Raw genomic sequence first — 15,988 nt, 5'->3', positions numbered from 1 at the left:
GCGTGCCCGTCGAGGGTTCGCCGCGCCGCGCCCGACCCCGGAGACCTCGCCCGTGCCTTCCTCTCGCAGCGTCCCCCGCACCCTGCCCCGCGATGCCGCACGCCGCACCGCCCTCGTGCTCCCGACCGCCGCGCTCGCCCTCGCGCTCGCCGCCTGCTCGTCGGGCACGGCGCCCGGGAGCGACCCGACCGCAGGTGCCGACGCCCCACCGTCGGGCGCCGCCCCGGTGAGGACGAGCTACCCGCTCACGCTCGACGACTGCGGGTTCGACGTGACGTTCGACGCCGCGCCGGAGCGTGTGGTCACGATCAAGTCGAGCACCACGGAGATGCTGCTCGCGCTGGGTCTCGGCGACCGCATCGTCGCGAGCGCGTTCGCCGACGGGCCGGTCCCCGAGTCCCTGGCCGACGCCGCGGCGGACGTCCCCGCGGTCGCGGAGCCGCTGTCGGACCAGGTTCCCGGCGCCGAGGCGGTGCTCGAGACCGAGCCCGACCTCGTCTACGCGGGCTGGGAGTCCAACCTGACGGCCGAGGGCGCGGGCGACCGCGAGACCCTCGCGCGGCTCGGCGTCGCGACGTACGTCTCCCCCGCCGCGTGCAAGGCGCCGGAGTACATGCCGGACCCGCTGACGTTCGACGACGTGTTCGCCGAGATCACCGAGGTCGGCACGATCTTCGACGCGCAGGACGCCGCCGCCGACCTCGTCGCCGAGCAGCGCGCGACGCTCGACGGCGTCGCCCGGGACGAGCGCGGGCTCACGGCGCTGTGGTACTCGTCCGGGGACGACATCCCCTACGTCGGCGCGGGCATCGGTGCGCCGCAGATGATCATGGACGCCGTCGGGCTGGAGAACGTCGCGGGCGACGTGCACGACACCTGGACCGCGTTCGCGTGGGAGGAGGCGGTCGCCGCCGACCCCGACGTCCTCGTCCTCGTCGACGCCGCGTGGAACACGGCCGAGGCCAAGATCGAGCGGCTCGAGTCCAACCCGGCGACGGCCGAGATGACCGCCGTGCGCGAGGGCCGGTACCTGACGATCCCGTTCCCGGCGACCGAGGCCGGCGTGCGCAACGTCGACGCCGTCGTGGACCTCGCGGCGCAGCTGGAGGCGCTCGACCTGTGACGACGCTGCGCACCCGGCCCGCTCCCGCTCCCCCCGCCCGACCGGACGGCCGGGCGGGGGCCCGCGCGCGCCGTGGCGCGGGCTGGTGGGTGCCGGCCGGCGTCGGCGCCCTCGTCGTGACGGTCCTCGTGACGGTGACGATCGGGCCGGCGGACCTCGCGGTCGGGGACGTGTGGCGCTCGGTCGCGACGCACCTCGGGCTCGGCGGGCTGCTCGGCCTCGAGCCGCTCGGCGCGCTGCAGGACGGCATGGTGTGGCAGCTCCGCCTCCCCCGGGTGCTCACCGCCGCGGCCGTGGGCGCAGGTCTGGCCGTGTGCGGCGTGGTCATGCAGTCGCTCACGCGCAACCCCCTCGCAGATCCGTACCTCCTCGGGCTGTCGTCGGGCGCGTCGCTCGGCGCGGTGCTCGTGCTGGTCGCCGGGTGGACCGTGCTCCTGCCGGTCGCCGCGTTCGGGGGCGCCGTGCTGGCGCTCGTCGCGGCGCTCGGGCTCGCGGGCGCGCTCGGCGCGCTCACGCCCACGCGGACCGTGCTCGCGGGCCTCGCGGTGAGCCAGCTCGCCGCCGCCGCGACCAGCTTCGTCATCTTCTGGTCCGCGACCGGCGACTCCTACCGCGAGATCCTCTCGTGGCTCATGGGGTCCGTCGCGGGAGCGACGTGGACGTCCGTCGCGGTCGCTGGCGGCGCGACCCTCGTGCTCGGGACGCTGCTCGCCTCGACCGGCTCCCTGCTGGACGCCTTCACGTTCGGCGACACCGCGGCGTCCACGCTCGGGGTCGACGTCGCGCGCGTGCGCTGGACGCTGCTCGTGGGCGTCGCGCTGCTCACGGGGGCGCTCGTCTCGCAGTCCGGGTCGATCGGGTTCGTCGGGCTGATCCTGCCGCACGCGGTCCGGCTCCTCACAGGCGCGCGGCACCGGCTCCTGCTGCCGCTGTCCGCACTGTTCGGCGCGACGTTCCTCGTCTGGGCGGACACGCTCGCACGCACCGTGTTCGCGCCGCGCGAGCTGCCCGTGGGGATCGTCACCGCCGCGATCGGCGCCCCGGTGTTCGCGCTGCTGCTGTGGCGCGGGAGGAAGGCCGCATGAGCGAGACGACGCGCACGACGGCTCAGGAGGCGCCCGCGGTCGGCGAGGACGACGTACGGGACCGTCTCGACGACGCCGCCTCGCGCGCCTCGGATCCGCGGAGCCCCGGCGGGCTGGACGCCGCGCGCGTGTCGTGGTCGGTCGACGGCCGCCTGATCCTCGACGGGGTCGACTGCACGGCCCCGACCGGCGCGGTGAGCGGGCTGCTCGGGCCCAACGGGTCCGGCAAGTCGACGCTCCTGCGCGTGCTCGCCGGGGTGCGCGCCCCCGGGCCCGACGACGCCGCGCACGTGCGCTTCGGCGGCGCGGACCTTCTCGCGATGCCGCGGCGGAGGCGCGCGCGCGTGCTCGCGCTCGTCGAGCAGGACGCGACGACCGACCTCCCGCTCTCCGTGCTCGACGCCGTCCTGCTGGGTCGCATCCCGCACCGCTCGCTCCTCGCGGGCGACTCCGCGCACGACCGGGAGGTCGCGTCCGCGGCGCTCGCCCGCGCGGGCGTGGCCGCGTTCGCCGAGCGGGAGGTCGCGACGCTCTCCGGCGGCGAGCGCCAGCGCGTGCACCTGGCGCGCGCGCTCGCGCAGGAGCCCGCGCTGCTCCTGCTCGACGAGCCGACCAACCACCTCGACATCGCCGCGCAGCTCGACACGATGCGCGTCCTGCGCGACCTCGCCGACGACGGCGTGACCGTCCTCGCCGCGCTCCACGACCTCAACCTCGCGGCCCAGACGTGCGACCACGTCGTCGTGCTCGCGGACGGCCGGGTCGTCGCCGCGGGCGACGTGCGCGAGGTCCTGGTCCCCGAGGTGCTGGACCCGGTCTACGGCGTGCGGTGCGAGGTGCTGACGCACCCGCGCACGGGCCGGCCGGTGCTGACCTTCGCACCGCAGGCCTGAGCGCGTACTCTCTGCGCGTGTGCCTCTCCCCGGTCCCCCGCGCCTCGCGGACGCTCGTCGCGGCCGCGCTGGTCGCGACGTGCGTCGTGTCCGTCTCCGGCTGCGCGGTGCTCGACGGGCGCTCCCCGTTCGACACCTCGAACGTCTCGTACGCGGACGTCGAACGGGCGCTGCCCGCGGTCCAGGACGCGCTGGACGAGGCCGACCTCCCCGTCGAGGCGAGCCTCTACACCGGCTCGAGAAACTGCGAGGGTGCGTGCGACCTGGGCGTCGGGGTGAGCCTGCTCCCGGCCGAGGACGCGGAGCGCCCCGACCTGCACCCGGACGCGCTGGCCGCGGTGCTCGTGGTCGTGCTGCCCGAGGTGTCGGGCATGCCGGTCTACGTCAGGACCGGGGTCTCCGAGGACGGCGAAGGCCTCGACCTCGAACCCGCGACGCGGGCCCTCGGGCTGGACGAGTCACCCTTCATGCTCTCGCTCGGCGAGCTGCGCATCCCGAAGGACGAGCTCGGCACCGCCCTCGACCAGGCCACCGCCCGCCTCGAGCGCTGAGCGGTGCTCGCTCAGTAGCCGCGGAGGCGCTCCAGCCGGACGCGCACGGTGACGGAGTAGTCCCCGTGGAAGCCGTCGGGTGTCATGCCGAGGCCGCGGATCCCCTCGTCGTACTTCGCGTCGTACGCGACGCGCTCGTCGGGCGTGAGACCACCGTCGTCGATCACGGCCGTGCCCGTGAGGACGACGACGTCGTCCCCCGACCGGGTGCTGTTGAGGTGCACGGCGACGCGGTGGTTCCCGCGGACGTTGCGGAGCTTCGCGGTGCGCGGCTGGGACTTCACCACGACCTCGTCCGCGCCGTCCCACAGGAACCACACGGGGGTCGGCTGGGGGGCGTCGTGCGGGTCGACGGTCACGAACCACAGGACCAGCTCGTCGGTGAGACGGGTCGCGGCGCGCGAGCCCAGGTCGGACGTGGTGTCGATCGCGGTCACGGTCACGCCTCGTTCGGCGTGCTGGTCGCGGCCAGGCGCGGCAGCTCGATCGCCGGGCAGCGGTCCATGACCATGTCGAGCCCGGCCTCACGGACGCGGCGAGCGGCGTCCTCGTCGATCACGTCGAGCTGGAACCAGACGGCCTGCGCGCCCGTCGCGACGGCCTGGTCGGCGACGTCGCCCGCGAGCTCGGAACGCACGAACACGTCGACGACGTCGACGGGGAACGGGACGTCCGCGAGCGTCGCGTAGCCCTGCTCGCCGTGCACGGTCTCCGCGGACGGGTGGACGGGGACGATGCGCTTGCCGTGCTGCTGGAGCACGCGCGCCACGCCGTACGCGGCACGCGACGTGTTGTTCGACAGGCCGACGACGGCCCAGGTCTCGGTGCCCTCGAGCACCCGACGGATGGTCTCCTGCTCGTCGGCCGGCACGGCCGCTGCGACGTCGCTCATGTCGTGCCCAACCGGGCCCCCGCCGCAGCTATTCCGCGACGGGGGCCCGGCGCCAGGGGCAGGTCAGACGAGCGCGAGCGCGAGGAGCGCGGTGGCCGCCGCGCCGGCGACCGTCCGCACGTGGTTCCACGCGAGCCAGCGCGGGAGGAACGCACCCCACGCGGCGGCGAGGTCCTCGGGCCGGGCCGCCGCCGCGTCGAGGCGCTCGTTGAGGGGAACGTTGCCCACGGCCGTGACGCCGAGGATCCCGACGACGGAGACCAGCGCGCCCGCGAGCGCCCACCCCGCGCCGGACGCCCCGCCGACCAGGCCGACGACGGCCGCCGCCGCGGGCACGAGCACGCTCGCCGCGAGCAGGAGCATGAGCGGGGGTCGCAGCGCGTCCCGGTTGATCGCGACCATGGCCGCGGCGCCGTCGGCGGCAGGGAGGCGGCGCAGGCCGCCCAGCACGAACGTGGAGAAGGCGAAGAGCACCCCACCCGCGAGCCCCGTCGCGACCGCGCTCGCGACCACGAGCGCGGTGAAGACGCTCACGACGACTGCCCGGCCGTCGACGGGACCGTCGCCGACCAGGTCTTCGCCTCGCGCACCGCGAACTCGCGGAAGTCGCGCGGCTCACGGCCCAGCGCCTGCCGGACGCCGTCGGCGACCGGGGTCCCGCGCCCGTCGAGCACCTCGGTGAAGAGGTAGCGCATGAGTCCCACGACGTCGTCGGGCAGCCCGATCGCCCGCAGCCCCGCGACGAACTCGTCCATGGTGATCGGCGCGAACCGCACGTCGTGGCCGCTCGCGGCCGCGATCTGAGCCACGGCCTCGGCGAACGTGATCGCGCGCGGACCGGTGAGCTCGTAGACCCGGCCGGCGTGCGCGTCGTCGACGAGCGCCGCGACCGCGACGTCCGCGACGTCCTCGAGGTCGACGAACGGCTCGGCGACCCGGTCCACCGGCAGTGCGAGGACGCCGTCGAGCACCGGCTCGAGCAGGAAGCTCTCGCTGAAGCTCTGGTCGAAGAACGCGCACCGGACCACGGTGCGGCCGGGGAACGCGTCGGCGACGAGCACCTCCGCGCGCTGCGCCTCGACCTCGCCGCGGCCCGAGAGCAGGACGAGCCGACGCACGCCCGCCTCCCGGGCGAGCGCCGCGAACCGGGCGACGGTCTCCGGGGAGCCCGGGACCGCGAGGTCGGGCACGTACACCACGTACACCGCCTCGGCCCCGGCGACGGCAGGGCCCCACGTGGTCTCGTCCTCCCAGTCGAAGCGGACGGCCCCGGAGCGGGACGCGCGCCGCACAGGGAGCCCGAGGGCGTCCAGGCGGTCGGCGACCCGGCGGCCGGTCTTGCCCGTCGCGCCGAGGACGAGGACCGGGCCGGAGGCCGGGGCAGCGGTCGGGGCGTCGGTCGAGGCGTCGGTCGAGGCGGGGAACGCGGCATCTGCCGGGCGCGGTGTCGTGGCGCTCATGGCGTCTCTCCTGTCGAGGGTTGGTGCGGGGACGAATGCCAGTCAACCGGGCATCAGCGAGACGCGACATGGCTCCGGCGCTCGTCTCCATACGTGATCGTCTCGCGGTCCTTCGACGCCTCGGTCTCTGGCCCCGGCTCCGGCTCCGGGACGGTGCGTACCCTGACCGGATGGACGTCGTCGCCGGGCTGCTCGACGGGCCGCGCGCCCGCGGCGCCTTCCTCCTGCGCAGCCACCTCCGCGCCCCCTGGGGCATGCGCATCGAGGACGAGGCGCCGCTGACGATCGTGCCCGTGCTGCGCGGGTCGGGCTGGGTCGGGCCGGCCGTGGGCGACGACGGGACGGACCCGGGCGTGCAGGTCGGGGCGGGGGACGTCGTGCTGCTGCGCGGTCCTGCCCACTACGTCGTGGCGGACGCGCCGACGACCGCGCCCCAGGTGGTCGTCGGACCGGAGTCCGACATGTGCCGCGCGGTCGACGGCGGGCCCTCCCCCATGACGGTGCTCGGCGTGCGCTCGTGGGGCAACGACCCCGGCGGCGAGACCGTCATCATCACGGGCACCTACCCGCTCGACGGCGAGGTGGGCCGTCGGGTGCTGCGCGTGCTGCCGCAGCGGGTGGTGCTGCGCAGCCGCGACGTCGACGGCACGCTCGTCGAGATGCTCGCGCGCGAGGTCGTGCAGGACCTGCCCGGGCAGGAGGCGGTGCTCGACCGCCTGCTCGACCTGCTCCTCATCTCCTGCCTGCGCACCTGGCTCTCGCGCGACGACGCGCCGGGCTGGTACAGCGCCGACGCGGACCCGGTGGTCGGCGCGGCGCTCCGCCTCATCCACCACGACCCGGCCCGCGCCTGGACCGTCGACTCGCTCGCACGGCAGGTCGGGCTCTCGCGTGCGGCCTTCTCGCGGCGCTTCACCGCGCTCGTCGGCGAGCCGCCCATGGGCTATCTCACGGGCTGGCGCCTCGATCTCGCCGCGGACCTGCTGCTCGAGCCCGACGCCACGCTGACGTCCGTCGCACGCGCCGTGGGGTACGCGTCTCCGTTCGCGCTGAGCGCCGCCTTCAAGCGCGTGCGCGGGGTGAGCCCCGCCGCGCACCGGGCGCGCGCGGGCGCCGCCTGAGGCGGACGACGCCGGACCCGGGCAGGATGGTCGCCATGCCGATCCCGCACTGGGTGACCCGGAGCAACAAGCGTTTCCTGAACCCCGTGATGCTGCGCGTCGCGACGGGGGTCGGGCCGATGGCGGTCGTGCGCCACGTCGGCCGACGCAGCGGCCGCGTCTACCGCACTCCCGTCTTCGCGTTCGCGTACCGCGACTCGCCGGCCGACCCGGTCCGCGTCGTCCTCGCCCTCACGTACGGGCCGGACGTCGACTGGGTGCGCAACGTCGACGCCGCGGGCGAGTTCGTGCTGGAGCGCCGGGGCGAGGAGTTCCGCGTCGTCGACGTGCGACGCGTCGAGGGCGAGGACGGCCTGCGGCTCGTGCCCGGCTGGACGAGCGCCGTCCTGCGCCGCACGGGAGTGGACCGGTTCCGGACCGGGAGACTCCTGCGGGCGCCCGTCGCGACGTCCGCGTAGCGCCGCGCCCGTGCCGCGGCGTCCGGCCGACGGTCGTGCGCCTCGAGACGGCGGACGCCCGGCCGAGAGTCCGACCGGGCGTCCGCGCACGCAAGCTGCTCAGCACGCGCCGAGGTCGGTCCACGGGCCCCAGGTCGCGGCGCCCGGCTTCTCTCCGAGCGTCCACCACGTGGCCTTCCACGTGTGGCCCTCGAAGGACGCCGTCGCCCCGCCCACGTACACCTGCGACGCGCTCCACGGCGCCGCCGTGCAGGTCGGGTCCGTCGGGTCGGTCGGGTCCGTCGGGTCCGTCGGATCGGTCGGGTCCGTCGGGTCCGTCGCGCCGGAGGTGAACGCGGCGAACTTCTTCGAGAACTCGAACTTCTGCTGGGCCAGGCCGGAGCAGTCGTCCTGCGTCGTCTGCGCACCCGCACAGCCGCCGGTGTCGCGGTGCAGCGCCCAGAACGACAGGTAGGCGACGCCCTTCTGCTGTGCGAAGGCGAGCACCGAGTCGGCGTTCGCGAGGGAGAACGTCTCCCCGACGCCCCAGTCGGAGACGCCGATCATCTCCGTGATGCCGACCATCCCCCAGAGCTGCGCGTCGGTCTTCGACGGGTAGATCGTCCTGAGGAAGCTCACCAGGCCGGTCGTCGCGGTGACGGTGTCCTGCGCCATGTTCGCGCGGTCGCCCTCCCAGTAGTCGAACGTCATGACGTTGACGACCGAGACCTCGACGCCGTTCGTCACGGCGTTGCGCAGCAGGTTAGGTTCTTGCCCGCCGCGGCCAGGCCCTGCGTCGTGGTGGGCAGCGTGTACTGGACCTCGAACGTCCGACCGTTGGCCTTGGCCCAGTCCTGCACGATCTTCAGCGCCTTGTTGCGACGGTCCACCCCGGCGCTGCTGTTGATCGAGTCCGCCTCGATGTCGAAGTCGATGCGCTCGACGTCGTACGTCGTGATGAGCTTCTCGATCTGCGCCGCGATCGTGTTCACGTCCGTGCACGAGTCCGCCAGCTCCGTGAGCTGTCCGTCCTCGGTCGCGTCGTCGGCCGTCCAGCCGCCGAGGGACGGGATGACGTTGCCGCCGCGCGCCTGGATCGCGTCGACCTGGGCGCCGAAGCTCGACTGCGCGATCGGCAGCGACGTGTCGCCGTTCCAGTAGAGCGTGCACGACCCCTGTCGCTCGGTCTGGGCGAACGCCAGCGTGACGTGGTCGGCGCCCGCCTGCTGGGACACGGCACTGATGTCGTCGCCCAGCCACATCTCGTAGTACGGCGAGAAGACGTGGTCGGGGACGGGCGTCGCGGCGGACGCCGGTTGCGCGACGAGGCCGACGGCCGCGCCGACGGCGAGCGCCGTCGTAGTCGCGAGCGTGAGCAGCTTCCTTCGGAACATGGGAACCTCCGGTCCAGGCCGGCGTCGTCCGTGGCGCCGGGTGCGGGAGACGTCGGCGCACCGGGCGACCGACGGATCGACGCTACGGCGTCCGCGACCTGGGCCCATCGGTGCGATCGCGTATCTTTCGCGATCTACGCGTCCGTAGCACCCCGTATACGGATGCCCCGGGCGACGACTCCGTGCGCGGCTCCGCGGAGCCCGCGACCGGACGCGAGCGCCGCCGTCCTGCCATGATGGACGGCATGACCGACCAGCTCTGGATCACCGGCGACCCCGACGCGGACGCGCTCCTCAGCGACGACGCGTTCGCCCTCCTCGTCGGCATGCTCCTCGACCAGCAGTACCCGATGGAGCACGCGTTCGCGGGACCGCGCAAGATCCGTGACCGCCTGGGCTCCATCGACCCGCGCGCCGTGGCGGAGGCGGACCCCAACGCGTTCGTCACGCTCGCCACGACGCCGCCGGCCATCCACCGCTACGGACGCTCGATGGCAGCCCGGGTGCAGGACCTGGCGCGCGTCGTCGTCGACGAGTACGACGGCGACGCGACCCGGATCTGGACCGCGCCCGGCGCCGGTGACGACGGCACGGCGGCGCCCACCGGCGCGGAGGTCCTCGCCCGGCTGCGCGCGCTGCCCGGGTACGGCGACCAGAAGGCCAGGATCTTCCTCGCGCTCCTCGGCAAGCAGCGCGACGTGCAGCCCGCGGGGTGGCGCGAGGCGGCGGGGCACTACGGGGACGAGGGGTCGCGTCGGTCCATCGCCGACGTCACGAGCCCGGAGTCGCTCGCGGAGGTCCGCACGTTCAAGAAGGCGCAGAAGGCCGCGGCGAAGGCCGCGAAGTCCTGACCGCGCGGGCACGGCGTCGGCCGCAGCTCGACGGACGCGGGGGTGCGCGACGGCGCCCGGCCGCTATCGTCGGCGCGTGACCACGACGACGTCGCGCGCCTCGGCGCTGCCTCCCTCCACCCGCACGCTCCTGGCGCTCGCCGCAGGCGTGGTGGTGCTCGCGGGGGTCCACACGGCCCGGGAGGTGCTCGCGCCGATCCTCCTCGCGGCGGTGATCGTCATCATCTGCCACCCCGTGCGGTTCCCGCTCGAGCGCCGGGGCTGGCCCCGGTGGGCCGCGACGACGGCGGTCGTGGTGGTCGCCTACCTCATCCTCGCCGTGCTCGTCGCGATGCTCGTGTTCGCGGGCTTCCGGTTCGCCGACCTGGTGCGCGAGTACCTGCCGGCGCTGGTGCGCTCGGTCGAGGACGTCGTCGACCAGCTCTCCGCCGTCGGGATCGACACGGACGTCGCGGAGGCGGCGACGTCCTGGCTGGAGCCCGCCCGGGTCCTCAGCCTCGCCGGGAACGTCTCGGGCATGGCGCTCGGCATCGCGACGGCCTTCTTCTTCGTGCTCGCCTACGCGATCTTCATGGCGGCCGACGCCGCGCGGTACTCGACCGCGACCACGGTCTTCGGCACCGAGCGTGCCGCGACGATCGACCGCGCGTCCCGGTTCAGCGGCGGCGTGCGGCGCTACTTCGTCGTCAACGCGTCGTTCGGCGCCGTCGTGGCGGTCGTCGACGGCGTCGCGCTCTGGCTGCTCTCCGTCCCGGCTCCGACGGTGTGGGCGATCCTCGCGTTCGTCACCAACTTCATCCCCAACATCGGCTTCGTGCTCGGCCTCGTCCCGCCCGCGATCATGGCGTTCGTCGTCGGCGGGTGGCAGCTCGCGCTCGCCGTCGTCGCGGTCTACTGCGTCGTGAACGTCGTGCTCCAGGTGCTCGTCCAGCCCAAGTTCGTGGCCGACGCCGTGAACCTCAGCCTGACCCTCAGCTTCGTCTCCGTCGTGTTCTGGACGTTCGTCATCGGGCCGCTCGGGGCGATCCTCGCGATCCCGCTCACGCTGCTCGTGCGCGCGCTCGTGCTGGAGCCCGACCCCGGCTCGGGCTGGCTGCGCTGGCTCTCGGGTGACGACGTGCCCCGGGACGGCGGGACGGCGAGCCCTGCACCCGGCGCGGTGGAGGGCGACGAGGTCGCCTCCCGCCGGGATGCCGGCCCCGGACCGGAGTCCGAGCGTGACCCTCAGGTCCAGCCCGAGAGTTCGCCGACGGAGGGCGCCCCCGCCCCGGAGACGGCGTAGCCGCGCACCGGTGTTGCGACCGCGTCGGTGGTCCTTAGGCTGGCAGACGGCGGGTGTCCGCCCGTCACCGGCACGGGGAGGAACCATGGCGCACGGAGACATCACGCACATCGACATCCCGGTGAGCGACAGCGGCCGGGCCACGCAGTTCTACGGCGAGCTCTTCGGCTGGCAGATCGCGGAGATCCCGGGCTTCGAGGGCTACCCCATGTGGCGCGCCCCGAACCAGATCAGCGGCGGCGGGCTCGCGCCGCGGTCGGAGGGGTTCACGACCCCCCGCAGCTACGTCGAGGTCGACTCGATCGAGGACACGCTCGCGAAGGTCCGCGAGCTCGGGGGCAGCGTGATCCTGGAGAAGTCCGAGATCAGCCCGACGTCCTGGTGGGCGGCGTTCGAGGACGCCGACGGGAACCAGATCGGCCTCTACGAGGGCACGACGGACGCGGGCTGACCGCGCCGGCGTGCTCGCCCGGGCGGTCGTCGCGGTCAGAGCGACAGCACACGACCGTCCGGGTCGCCGGGCCGGCGTGGCCGGAGCGTCGCCGGAGGCGGCCACGGGAGGTCGTAGCGCTCGACGGGGACGTCGATCGCGCCGAAGTCGTCGGTCTGCACGACCACGCCGTCCGGGGTGACCTCGACCAGCCGGACGCGCAGCGGCGGCGCGTCCTCCTGCTCGAGCATCCACACCTCGGCCAGCCACGCGAGGCTGAGCCCGTCGAGAGCTTCCTCGGCCTCGAGCCAGTCCACCGGGCCGGTCAGCTCGCGCCCGAGGAGCGAGACGGCGACCCAGGCGTCGCCGTCGGGACGGATCCAGCCGACGTGCTCACGGTCGTCGGGGCGGCGGTGCGGGATCCACTCGGCGGGCAGCATCCCGGCAGGCTAGCCGCCGGTCGACCCGCGAGCCAGGAGATTGCCGCCCGTCCCGCGCGGGTCAGCCGGCGGGGAGGGGCTCGTTCCCCGACCCCTCGCGGAAGCCCTCGCCGAACCCGTCCCGGTACCCGCGGTCGTAGGCCTCGGCGCTCCCCTCCCGGAAGAGGTCGTCGGCGGAGGGTCGGACGAGCGTGCGCGCCCCCGGGCCGTCGTCGTCGCCCACGTACCGGCCCAGCCCCCGCACGACGGCGACCGGCCGGCCCGCGGCCTTGCCGCGCACGAGCTCGCTCGCGGAGGCCACCTCGTCGGCGACGGCCGTGACCGTGACGGAGAGGGGGCGGCCGTGCGCGTCCACGCCGCCGCGCAGGTCCTCGGCCACGACGATCCCCGCCGCACCGATGGCGACGTCGACCAGCCCGTCGCGCCACGCACGGCCGGCGGTGTCCGTGACGACGACGCCGAGGCGGGCGAGACCGAACCGGGCCCGCAGCGCGTTCCGCAGCGCCCGGGCCGAGGCGTCCGGGTCGAGCGGGAGGAGCAGCACCGTCCCCTCGGGCGTGTTGGAGGCGTCGACCCCTGCGGCGGCCATGACGAGGCCCAGGTGGTTCTCGACGATGCGCAGCGGGGGCTGTCCCGGGCGCTCGCGCGTCGCGACGACGCGCACCGTCTCGTCCGTGATCGCCTGCTCGCGGTCGGCGGCGGCGACGACGCGGCCCTCCGCCTTGGACACGACCTTGCTCGTCACCACGACGACGTCGCCCTCCACGAGCGCGTCGCCCGCCGCCGCCGCGGCGAGCAGGTCGCCGACGAGCGCGGCGAGGTCGTCGCCCGGACGCACCTCGCCGAGGCCCGACGGCGCCCACGCGGACAGGCGCGCCTCGCCGCCCTCGCGCGCGACGTCGTCGGGCACGAGGGGACCTGCGCCGGGCGTCATCGCGCCAGCTTCGGCAGGACCTCGCGACCGAAGACCTCGATCCACTCACGCTGGTTGCGGCCCACGTTGTGGAGGTAGATCCGGTCGAAGCCGAGGTCCACGAACTTCTGGATGTACGCGCGGTGCGCGTCGGGGTCGGCCGAGATCACCATCCGGCCCTCGAAGTCCTCGGGGCGCACGAGCTTGGCCATCTGCTCGAAGTCGTGCGGCGAGCGGATGTCGGCCTTGGGGAACTTCATGCCGCCGTTGGGCCACTCGGTCATCGCGTTCGCGAGCGCCTCCTCGTCCGTCGCCGCCCAGGACAGGTGGAGCTGCAGCACCTTCGGCATCGCCTGCGGGTCGCGGCCGGACTCGCGGACGCCGTCGTCGAACTTGCCGAACAGCATCGAGATCTTCTCCAGCGGCGCGCCGACGGTGATGAGGCCGTCGGCGTGCCGCCCGGCGCGCCTGGCCGTCACGGGTCCCGCCGTCGCGACGAGGATCTCGGGCGCGGCCTCGGGCATGGTCCACAGGCGCGTGGACTCCATCTTGTAGAACTGCCCGGAGTGCTTGACGTCCTTGTTGTCGAGCCCGGACTGGAACAGCTTCTTGATGACGTCGATCGCCTCGAACATGCGGTTGATGCGCTCGGGCGCCTCGGGCCAGTAGCCCGCGACGACGTGCTCGTTGAGCGCCTCGCCCGAGCCCAGGCCGAGCCAGTGCCGCCCGGGGTACATCGCGGCGAGCGTCGCCGAGGCCTGCGCGACCATCGCGGGGTGCCAGCGGAACGTCGGCGCGGTGACGCCCGGCCCGAGGTCGCCCGTCGTGCGCTCGCCGAGCGCGGTGAGCACGTTCCACACGAAGGACGACTCGCCCTGCGCCGGGACCCACGGCTGGAAGTGGTCGGCCGCCATGGTGCCGGAGAAGCCGTGCGCCTCCGCGTAGGCCGAGAGCGCGACGGCCTCGGTCGGGTGGAACTGCTCGAGCATGGCGGCATAGCCGATCGTCAGACCCATGCTCCGACCCTAGTACGCGCCGGGCGAGGACTCGCCCGAGCGGGCCGGGGCCGCCTGCGGCGGCGGTCCCGGCCGTGCGCCTCAGACGTAGACGGGGGTCAGGGCCGCGTACTCCTCGACGGAGCCGTTGCGCAGGCAGACCTCGATGATCTGCCGCCCCAGCGGGTCGAGGTCGTCGGTGAGGAACTGCCGCAGCTCGCTGGCGAAGAAGTCGGTGATGATCCGCGCCCCGGCGTCGTAGGCTTCCAGCCCGACCTGGGACTGGAGCTCGGGCCGCAGGAACGTGGGTCGCACGAGCTGGCCGTCGATCTTCATCTCCGTGAGCGTGTACCCGAACAGCGGGCAGCGGGCCGGGGTGAGCTCCTCGGGGCGCAGGCGCCCGCCGCCGCGCCGCGCGAGGTACTCGCGCGTGAGCCACTCGGCGGCGAAGTCGACCTTGTACGCGCCGATGTGCTGGTTCGGCGTCAGGACGTACCGGGTCCGGTCCGTCTCCACGAGCTGGCGCAGCAGGAGGTTCGCGGCCGCGACCTTCGTCCCGGTCGCGAACGGCCAGTACGACCCGACGCCCTCCGCGACCATCCCGCCGTGGGCCAGGGCCTCCGTCGCCGACCGCGACTCGCCGATCGACGGGTTCTTGTCCCCGCGCGGCGCGACGAGCCGCCAGATCCACGCGAGCGAGGCGGGGACGACGTGGGTCATGCCCATGATCCCGTAGGTCGGGTGGTCCCGGGTGCAGGCCGGCATGCGGGCGCCGAAGGTCCGGACGTCGACCTCCGCCGGACCTTCGACGTCGGTCAGCAGGTGGCGGGGCACGACGACCCGCGGGTTGGGGCACCGCCGGCCGTCGGAGTCGAGGGAGTGCTCCCACGGCAGCACCGTGGCGTCGGGGACGCCGTCGATGTTGAAGAAGACGAGGGGGACGTCGGGGTGGATGCACGCGCGCTCCAGGTGCGCGTCCTGCCCGTAGCCGGTCAGGTTGTCGACGCGCACGAACCACCCCTCTTCCGCGTCCGTGACGACGAGGCGGCCGTCACCCGTCTGGAGCGCGGCGTGGCACAGGGTCATGTCGTCGGTGACGGGGTCGAGCGCGCTCGTCTCCCCCAGCGTGATGACGTAGGGCTCGTCGGTCACGACGTTCGTGCCGAGCAGGATCCGCCCGTCCTCCTGGCGCCGGATCTCCTGGCACATCTCGGACTTGCCGCCGCCCGACGCCCCCTCGTGCATGACGACGGTCTCGTTCTCGTACGGCGTGGTGACGCGGACCGACGAGGCGTGGGCCGTGACCCACCCCTCGCGCTCGCCGACGTCGAGCAGGACGGAGAACACCCCCTTCTTCGCGCTCGGACCGGGGTAGAGGTTGTAGGCGAAGACCTCGTGCAGCGTCTCGGAGCGGTCGTGCACGACGACCTGGCGCCCGTCGAAGCGCGTGTGGCGGAACGGCGGGGCGACGTAGAGGATCGAGCGCGGCTCGAACGGCCCGAGCTCGTCGAACGTGGTCCACCCCTGCAGGTCGACGAGGGCGAGGGCGAAGAACGCCGCGTTGACCGGGCAGACGGCGAGCGACGGGTAGCCGTGGGTCCGCCCGCCCGCACGGAACGGCACGACCACCAGCTCCTGGGTCGCGAGCCACGCGAGGGTCTCGTCCTTCACGGCGCCGAACCCGGTCCCGAAGACGTCGCGGTAGCGCGGCTTGTCGGTGGGCAGGTCGTCGGCGATGCGCATGCAGTCCGGGTCGCGCCGGCGCATGTAGTCCTCGGGGTAGTTCACGGCGATGCCGTTCCGGCACCGCACCACCTCGGCCTCGGGAACGAGCGTGCCGTCGGCGTCGTACTCGACGACGAACCGCGGACCGCCGTCGGGCCCCAGCGCGAGGCGGTACAGCTCGTCGCGCGAGGACGGGACGACGAGGTCCGGGCACGCCGCGAGCGCCGCCGCGAGCGCGGGCGGGAGGACGACGCCGGGCGGCAGCGCCCCGGTCGTGCGCGCGCTGTCGGTGGTCGTGAGGGTCATGGCTGCTCCCAGGTGGTCGGCGCGAGGATCAGATCGAGGTGCGCCCACGAGCACCCGTACCTTTGCGTGCAGGTTACGAGTCGATGACCA

Annotated in this window: 19 protein-coding genes; 9 read left to right on the top strand and 10 right to left on the bottom strand. The window is 74.2% G+C overall.

The features are described from left to right. The first annotated feature begins 52 nt into the window (after positions 1-52). From JOE63_RS09860 to JOE63_RS09845, 4 genes are read left to right on the top strand one after another with little or no spacing between them, the layout of a single operon-like run. Positions 53-1,123 carry a putative F420-0 ABC transporter substrate-binding protein gene (locus JOE63_RS09860; RefSeq protein ID WP_307840020.1) on the top strand — a complete coding sequence of 357 codons (1,071 nt, stop codon included), beginning with the start codon at positions 53-55 and terminating at the stop codon, positions 1,121-1,123. Next, a complete protein-coding gene (locus tag JOE63_RS09855) occupies positions 1,120-2,208 on the top strand; it encodes a putative F420-0 ABC transporter permease subunit (protein ID WP_374059017.1) in 1,089 nt (362 codons plus the stop codon). Before JOE63_RS09860 ends, JOE63_RS09855 begins: the two co-directional genes overlap by 4 nt. Further along, positions 2,205-3,101, top strand: a complete 897-nt coding sequence (locus JOE63_RS09850) for a putative F420-0 ABC transporter ATP-binding protein (protein WP_204541032.1) — start codon at positions 2,205-2,207, stop codon at positions 3,099-3,101. Before JOE63_RS09855 ends, JOE63_RS09850 begins: the two co-directional genes overlap by 4 nt. 17 nt (positions 3,102-3,118) lie before the next feature. Further along, the gene (locus JOE63_RS09845) at positions 3,119-3,652 is read left to right on the top strand and encodes a hypothetical protein (protein ID WP_204541029.1); all 534 of its coding nucleotides are present in this window, start codon (positions 3,119-3,121) and stop codon (positions 3,650-3,652) included. A gap of 11 nt (positions 3,653-3,663) precedes the next feature. Here JOE63_RS09845 and JOE63_RS09840 read toward each other — a convergent pair whose 3' ends face one another. The 4 genes from JOE63_RS09840 to JOE63_RS09825 form a co-directional block, all read right to left on the bottom strand. Then, positions 3,664-4,089 carry a TIGR03667 family PPOX class F420-dependent oxidoreductase gene (locus JOE63_RS09840; protein ID WP_087472892.1) on the bottom strand — a complete coding sequence of 142 codons (426 nt, stop codon included), beginning with the start codon at positions 4,087-4,089 and terminating at the stop codon, positions 3,664-3,666. Positions 4,090-4,091: 2 nt separating this feature from the next. Further along, entirely contained in the window at positions 4,092-4,544 is a 453-nt protein-coding gene (locus JOE63_RS09835; RefSeq protein ID WP_087471706.1) for a CoA-binding protein, read from the bottom strand. Positions 4,545-4,607: 63 nt separating this feature from the next. Next, the gene (locus JOE63_RS09830) at positions 4,608-5,078 is read right to left on the bottom strand and encodes an anthrone oxygenase family protein (RefSeq protein ID WP_204541026.1); all 471 of its coding nucleotides are present in this window, start codon (positions 5,076-5,078) and stop codon (positions 4,608-4,610) included. Then, on the bottom strand, positions 5,075-6,004 hold the full coding sequence (locus JOE63_RS09825) for an NAD(P)H-binding protein (protein WP_204541023.1): 930 nt from the start codon (positions 6,002-6,004) through the stop codon (positions 5,075-5,077). The genes JOE63_RS09830 and JOE63_RS09825 overlap by 4 nt, the downstream gene beginning before the upstream one ends. A 170-nt stretch (positions 6,005-6,174) precedes the next feature. Here JOE63_RS09825 and JOE63_RS09820 point away from each other — a divergent pair, with 170 nt between their 5' ends. Both JOE63_RS09820 and JOE63_RS09815 read left to right on the top strand, forming a co-directional pair. Continuing rightward, positions 6,175-7,125 carry an AraC family transcriptional regulator gene (locus JOE63_RS09820; protein ID WP_087471703.1) on the top strand — a complete coding sequence of 317 codons (951 nt, stop codon included), beginning with the start codon at positions 6,175-6,177 and terminating at the stop codon, positions 7,123-7,125. A gap of 35 nt (positions 7,126-7,160) precedes the next feature. Continuing rightward, the gene (locus tag JOE63_RS09815) at positions 7,161-7,583 is read left to right on the top strand and encodes a nitroreductase family deazaflavin-dependent oxidoreductase (protein WP_204541019.1); all 423 of its coding nucleotides are present in this window, start codon (positions 7,161-7,163) and stop codon (positions 7,581-7,583) included. 99 nt (positions 7,584-7,682) lie between these two features. Here JOE63_RS09815 and JOE63_RS09810 read toward each other — a convergent pair whose 3' ends face one another. Continuing rightward, positions 7,683-8,309, bottom strand: a complete 627-nt coding sequence (locus JOE63_RS09810; RefSeq protein ID WP_204541016.1) for a hypothetical protein — start codon at positions 8,307-8,309, stop codon at positions 7,683-7,685. Next, positions 8,306-8,956, bottom strand: a complete 651-nt coding sequence (locus JOE63_RS09805; RefSeq protein ID WP_204541013.1) for a glycosyl hydrolase family 18 protein — start codon at positions 8,954-8,956, stop codon at positions 8,306-8,308. The genes JOE63_RS09810 and JOE63_RS09805 overlap by 4 nt, the downstream gene beginning before the upstream one ends. A 245-nt stretch (positions 8,957-9,201) precedes the next feature. Here JOE63_RS09805 and JOE63_RS09800 point away from each other — a divergent pair, with 245 nt between their 5' ends. The 3 genes from JOE63_RS09800 (at position 9,202) to JOE63_RS09790 (ending at position 11,540) form a co-directional block, all read left to right on the top strand. Further along, positions 9,202-9,807 carry an HhH-GPD-type base excision DNA repair protein gene (locus JOE63_RS09800; protein WP_204541009.1) on the top strand — a complete coding sequence of 202 codons (606 nt, stop codon included), beginning with the start codon at positions 9,202-9,204 and terminating at the stop codon, positions 9,805-9,807. Between the two features lie 76 nt (positions 9,808-9,883). Next, positions 9,884-11,089: an AI-2E family transporter gene (locus JOE63_RS09795; protein WP_204541006.1), complete on the top strand. Its 1,206-nt coding sequence runs from the start codon at positions 9,884-9,886 to the stop codon at positions 11,087-11,089. A gap of 85 nt (positions 11,090-11,174) precedes the next feature. After that, on the top strand, positions 11,175-11,540 hold the full coding sequence (locus tag JOE63_RS09790; protein ID WP_204541003.1) for a VOC family protein: 366 nt from the start codon (positions 11,175-11,177) through the stop codon (positions 11,538-11,540). A gap of 35 nt (positions 11,541-11,575) precedes the next feature. Here JOE63_RS09790 and JOE63_RS09785 read toward each other — a convergent pair whose 3' ends face one another. The 4 genes from JOE63_RS09785 to JOE63_RS09770 all read right to left on the bottom strand — a co-directional run bounded on the left by JOE63_RS09785 (position 11,576) and on the right by JOE63_RS09770 (position 15,898). Then, the gene (locus JOE63_RS09785) at positions 11,576-11,959 is read right to left on the bottom strand and encodes a hypothetical protein (RefSeq protein WP_087471699.1); all 384 of its coding nucleotides are present in this window, start codon (positions 11,957-11,959) and stop codon (positions 11,576-11,578) included. A 61-nt stretch (positions 11,960-12,020) separates the two neighbouring features. Further along, a complete protein-coding gene (gene cofE, locus JOE63_RS09780; protein ID WP_204541001.1) occupies positions 12,021-12,893 on the bottom strand; it encodes a coenzyme F420-0:L-glutamate ligase in 873 nt (290 codons plus the stop codon). Then, positions 12,890-13,888, bottom strand: coding sequence for a TIGR03557 family F420-dependent LLM class oxidoreductase (locus JOE63_RS09775; protein WP_204540998.1), 999 nt, complete (start codon positions 13,886-13,888; stop codon positions 12,890-12,892). The genes cofE and JOE63_RS09775 overlap by 4 nt, the downstream gene beginning before the upstream one ends. An 81-nt stretch (positions 13,889-13,969) precedes the next feature. Continuing rightward, positions 13,970-15,898, bottom strand: a complete 1,929-nt coding sequence (locus JOE63_RS09770; protein WP_204540995.1) for a DUF4914 family protein — start codon at positions 15,896-15,898, stop codon at positions 13,970-13,972. Between the last annotated feature and the right edge of the window lie 90 nt (positions 15,899-15,988).

Source organism: Cellulosimicrobium cellulans (assembly GCF_016907755.1).
Taxonomy (GTDB): Bacteria; Actinomycetota; Actinomycetes; order Actinomycetales; family Cellulomonadaceae; genus Cellulosimicrobium; species Cellulosimicrobium cellulans_D.
The sequence above is the reverse complement of the archived record's forward strand: the minus strand, read 5'-3'. Positions and strand labels throughout refer to the sequence as shown.

Excerpts from the sequence above, each read along its gene's own strand:
- JOE63_RS09850 (WP_204541032.1), top strand. The coding sequence starts at position 2,205 with ATGAGCGAGACGACGCGCACGACGGCTCAGGAGGCGCCCGCGGTCGGC.
- JOE63_RS09835 (WP_087471706.1), bottom strand. The coding sequence starts at position 4,544 with ATGAGCGACGTCGCAGCGGCCGTGCCGGCCGACGAGCAGGAGACCATC.
- JOE63_RS09825 (WP_204541023.1), bottom strand. The coding sequence starts at position 6,004 with ATGAGCGCCACGACACCGCGCCCGGCAGATGCCGCGTTCCCCGCCTCG.
- JOE63_RS09820 (WP_087471703.1), top strand. The coding sequence starts at position 6,175 with ATGGACGTCGTCGCCGGGCTGCTCGACGGGCCGCGCGCCCGCGGCGCC.
- JOE63_RS09815 (WP_204541019.1), top strand. The coding sequence starts at position 7,161 with ATGCCGATCCCGCACTGGGTGACCCGGAGCAACAAGCGTTTCCTGAAC.
- JOE63_RS09805 (WP_204541013.1), bottom strand. The coding sequence starts at position 8,956 with ATGTTCCGAAGGAAGCTGCTCACGCTCGCGACTACGACGGCGCTCGCC.
- JOE63_RS09800 (WP_204541009.1), top strand. The coding sequence starts at position 9,202 with ATGACCGACCAGCTCTGGATCACCGGCGACCCCGACGCGGACGCGCTC.
- JOE63_RS09790 (WP_204541003.1), top strand. The coding sequence starts at position 11,175 with ATGGCGCACGGAGACATCACGCACATCGACATCCCGGTGAGCGACAGC.
- JOE63_RS09785 (WP_087471699.1), bottom strand. The coding sequence starts at position 11,959 with ATGCTGCCCGCCGAGTGGATCCCGCACCGCCGCCCCGACGACCGTGAG.
- cofE (WP_204541001.1), bottom strand. The coding sequence starts at position 12,893 with ATGACGCCCGGCGCAGGTCCCCTCGTGCCCGACGACGTCGCGCGCGAG.
- JOE63_RS09775 (WP_204540998.1), bottom strand. The coding sequence starts at position 13,888 with ATGGGTCTGACGATCGGCTATGCCGCCATGCTCGAGCAGTTCCACCCG.
- JOE63_RS09770 (WP_204540995.1), bottom strand. The coding sequence starts at position 15,898 with ATGACCCTCACGACCACCGACAGCGCGCGCACGACCGGGGCGCTGCCG.